The organism is Pseudoalteromonas sp. S558 (genome assembly GCF_005886635.1).
GTDB classification, from domain to species: Bacteria; Pseudomonadota; Gammaproteobacteria; order Enterobacterales; family Alteromonadaceae; genus Pseudoalteromonas; species Pseudoalteromonas aliena.
This window is the reverse complement of record NZ_PNDU01000419.1, coordinates 1-4,198: the sequence shown is the minus strand read 5'-3', so window position 1 is coordinate 4,198 and position 4,198 is coordinate 1. Positions and strand designations below refer to the sequence as shown.

Below are 4,198 nucleotides of genomic sequence, written 5' to 3'. Positions count from 1 at the left end.
ATTATAGCGATAAAAAATAGCACAATAACACGGCGAAATTACACATATAGTTGTTCTCTATGAATAATTTTTAACGTAGTTAGTGAGTTATTTAATACCCTAAAATAATCATGTTTTTAATAAAATTGCTAAATTGCAACCACGAAAGCTCAACATACCATCAGAAAAGCCCCAAATTGGCTCTTCACATGCGATCCGTTATGTTAATCGTAATTGAAGACTATTTTCGCTGATCTTGGCCTTATAAACAATCAATGGTTAGTTATTAGCTGATCTTTTTATTCAAGGCCTCTGAGTTCTAAAATAAAATGCCAAAGTTCACCTCACAGCTCCCTATTATTTATACACAAGCTTCTTTAATTTGTTATAGAAATTAGCCATCAAGACACCTACAGACTTGTGTAATATAGCGGTTACGCATATTATTGATAAATTGCATGGAGGATAAGTAGTTTGGTCATGAAAACCAGTAAGTTAAGCATTCGATTATTATGGTATATAACGCCACTTGTTATATTGCCTTTATTATTTTTAGGTGGCTTTACACTTACTAATGTGACTAACTCAACACAAAAGCAAGCTGATCTTATTATGAGCCGCTTTGTTGAGCAGCAACAGCAAAAAGTATTTAATTACATTGATTCTTTTCACTCCACTACCAAATTACTTTCAACCTCCCCTGTACTGAGTGATTTTTTAGCAAATGATGTGCATGTCAATGGAAATTATACGCGTAGACTAGGCGCATTAATGGATGTATTTGCCAGTTACAGTGAAGCCTATCCCGATATAATAAGTATTAATTTGGTTTCGGCCAGCGGAAAAAGTGACGCCTACTATTCTAATAATTTAACCACAGCGCCTAAAAGCTATCCCTTTATGGATAAAGTGTTGCAGAGTAATTTAAGCCAGCAACAATTTATGGAACAAGAATCCGACGGCACCACTAACCTGTACTTTATTCAGCGCATTTACAGCGTTGATTACTACTTAAAACGCCCACAACAGCTAGGTTTTATTGTTTTACATGTTGAGCCTTCAATCCTTAACACCAGTATTTTAGAAGCACCTTATAACAATACGCTTAATTTACTGCTCACCAAAGACGGTAAAATATTATTTAGTTCTGATTACAGTATGCGTGGCCAATACATTAGTGAATATGAGTTAAATAAAATTCATGATTTAGCTGATATAGGCACACTTTCGACTATCGAGCTATCCAGCATTGATAAAATAGAACGTATGATTTTTGCGGTGCAAATGAGTGGAGGATATTATTATGTTTCAACCATTCCAAAAGCCCTACTTTATCAATCGGGTAAAGCCATTAGTTTAATTACCGGTTTAATTGTTATTATTTCGGTGATCACCTTACCTATATTAATTTTTGTGGTTGTTCGAAATTTACTGTTAAATCCTATTGAGCTTTTAGGTGTGGCCAGTCATCGCGTCGGTGACGGTGATTTAGCAGTCGTTTTACCCGCGCATACGAACGATGAAGTGGGTGTGTTATTTAACGATTTTAATCACATGGTTAGTCAAATAAGGCACTATCAAGAACAAGTAGAAGAATACAAACATCACCTAGAAGATAAAGTAGAAAGCCGAACTAAAGCACTTGAGGCAATGAATAGTCAACTTGAAGTTGCAATTACACAAGCAGAGCAAGCAAATCAACTTAAAAGCCGCTTTTTGGCAAATATGAGCCATGAAATACGCACACCATTGACTGCTATTATGGGCTTTACAGAGCAACTATTGCATAACGATAAAATAACCAACGACAAGCAATACTTAAGCACTATTTTACGTAACTCTAAGCACTTATTAGAGCTAATTAATAACATTTTAGATTTATCAAAAATAGAAGCAGAAAAGCTCGCTGTAGATCAAGCGCCTATAAACGTCGTGCAACTAGTGCACGATATTAAATCGATTATTGAACCATTAGCACAAGAAAAACAACTCACTCTAACCATAAATTATAACCTCCCCTTACCTTGCACTATATACAGCGATATTACTCGTTTAAAACAAATACTCATAAATATAGCTAATAACGCAGTGAAATTTACCGAACAAGGTAACGTCTCCATTTGTGTGCACTATCATCCACGAAAGAAAGCACTCGAATTTGTAGTAACAGATACGGGTATAGGCATGTCGGAGCATCAAATAGAGCGCGTTTTTAAGCCTTTTGAACAAGCTGATGCAACCACAACACGTCGCTTTGGTGGCACGGGACTTGGATTGTGTATTTCTAAAAACTTAGCGCAATTACTTGGTGGCGATGTCGTTTTAAAAAGTGAAGTTGGTGTAGGGAGTCGATTTGCAATTAGCGTGGCATGCCATTTAAGCGGGAAAAAGCCTGAACTTGAATTACTAACAGAGCATAGCCAACTGACTCCTGAAAAAGACCCGCTGCTATCATTTGCAAGCAATCATTTTGATGCCAATATTTTAGTTGCCGAAGACAACCCTGATAATCAACTATTAATAAAACTACTCTTACAAACGTGGGGCCTTGAACCTGATATTGCCAGCAATGGTGCCCAAGCAGTTGAAATGGCATTAGTTAACGACTATCAACTCATTATTATGGACATGCAGATGCCGGTTATGGGCGGATTAGAAGCCACTAAAATGCTGCGCCATGCCGCTTATGATGGCCCTATCATCGCGTTAACTGCAAATGTAATGAACCATGATATAGACACTTATTTAAATGCAGGCTGCGATAAAGCCCTAGGTAAACCCATAGACAAAGACGCACTAGAGAGCGTATTGGTAAGCTACCTACATCTTGAAAAAGATAACCAAAACAAATGGGATAGTTTATTAAAAAGTGAAAAATTCCAACAAATTGCAGATAACTATTTAGCTAACTTGCCAACCTATTTAAATGAAGTAAAAGCACTGCAACACTCTGATGACTGGGAAGCACTACGCAGCGTTGCGCATAGTATAAAAGGCAGTGCGGGGTGTTTTAATTTTGACGACATCTATCAAACTGCAGGGGCGCTCGAGGATAACCTAAAAAGCAATAACAAGGTCCCTCGAAATGAGTTAGTTAATAATTTAATAGCCGCAATAGAGCATTCAATAGATACAAATAACAAGCTGCTGTAAGCCAAAAAATAGTATTATTGAAAACCTAAACTTAATGCCATACCCATTAAAATAGCGTCTTCAAAGCCATTTTTTGCAGGGTTGTCGCTTGGGTAATAGTTTTTACGCACTGACATTTCAATAAAGCCTGCGCGTTCATACAGGGCAATTGCGCGCGTGTTAGATTCGCGTACCTCTAAAAATAAGTTTTCAGCGTCTTGTTGCTCACCGTATTCAATAAACTGAGCTAACAACTGCTTAGCAATACCCTTACCTTGTTGGCTTGGCATTACACAAATATCCATAAGCGTAAAATCAGGTCCTGCTTTTTCGCCAATATAAAAACCAACCATATTCTCATCTTCAAACGCGGCTACATTAAAGTACCTTCCGCCTATACATGACTCCATGGTATTTAATGTCCACGGGTGGCTATGACATGCTGTTTCGATAGTCATTAATTGAGATATTGCGGTTTTGTCTACTGATTTAAAGTTTATCAAGGTGTTCACTCATTAAAGCCCATAAAGCGCGCTTATCGGCCGTGCTGAGCTGTGGTGTTGTAAGTACTAGCTGATCGCCTTTTAATTGCACCTCAGCGCTTTGCACAACGCTATTAATAGCAATAGGGACTGCTGCACGTTTAATATCTGCAAGTAACTGACTAGAAAGCTCTATAGGCTCAAGCACATTATTTTGTGATACTGTGTCAGGTGCATGACTATCTGTTAAAAGATTATCTGTAGAAAAACTATCTGCTAGAAATGTATCGGCTGGTTTAAAGTGTTTATTTAACTCGAGGTTTTCAATACCAAAAACAGCTGCGTACCGTGAATGCATAACGACTCGATGAAATTAGTAAGTAAGGTAATATAAGAATTAATAAATACGATGTAAAGAGAAATGGCAGGGGCGGAGAGACTCGAACTCCCAACCATCGGTTTTGGAGACCGCTGTTCTACCAATTGGAACTACGCCCCTGCAATGACGACGAATTATAGAGAAGTTTCGCCAAAGGTAAAGAGAAAAATCACACTTTTAGTTCAACTGCTTTTTAAATAAACAAAACGGCGAATTAGCATGCTAA

The 4,198-nt window shown here is 37.6% G+C and carries 3 protein-coding genes and 1 tRNA gene; 1 reads left to right on the top strand and 3 read right to left on the bottom strand.

Features of this window, described 5'->3' with window-relative positions; translation table 11 throughout:
* Window positions 1-459: 459 nt before the first annotated feature.
* A complete protein-coding gene (locus CWB66_RS20265; RefSeq protein WP_138586829.1) occupies window positions 460-3,132 on the top strand; it encodes a hybrid sensor histidine kinase/response regulator in 2,673 nt (890 codons plus the stop codon).
* A 14-nt stretch (window positions 3,133-3,146) separates the two neighbouring features.
* Here the strand turns inward: CWB66_RS20265 and rimI are convergent, their stop codons facing one another.
* The 3 genes from rimI to CWB66_RS20250 form a co-directional block, all read right to left on the bottom strand.
* Entirely contained in the window at window positions 3,147-3,614 is a 468-nt protein-coding gene (gene rimI, locus CWB66_RS20260) for a ribosomal protein S18-alanine N-acetyltransferase (RefSeq protein WP_138586827.1), read from the bottom strand.
* Window positions 3,601-3,951 carry a hypothetical protein gene (locus tag CWB66_RS20255; RefSeq protein WP_138586825.1) on the bottom strand — a complete coding sequence of 117 codons (351 nt, stop codon included), beginning with the start codon at window positions 3,949-3,951 and terminating at the stop codon, window positions 3,601-3,603. Before CWB66_RS20255 ends, rimI begins: the two co-directional genes overlap by 14 nt.
* Window positions 3,952-4,015: 64 nt before the next feature.
* Window positions 4,016-4,092 (bottom strand) — tRNA-Trp (locus CWB66_RS20250).
* Window positions 4,093-4,198: the final 106 nt, after the last annotated feature.

Bases quoted from the DNA above. Each gene is read 5' to 3' on its own strand.
- CWB66_RS20255 (WP_138586825.1), bottom strand. From the start codon at position 3,951: ATGCATTCACGGTACGCAGCTGTTTTTGGTATTGAAAACCTCGAGTTA.
- CWB66_RS20265 (WP_138586829.1), top strand. From the start codon at position 460: ATGAAAACCAGTAAGTTAAGCATTCGATTATTATGGTATATAACGCCA.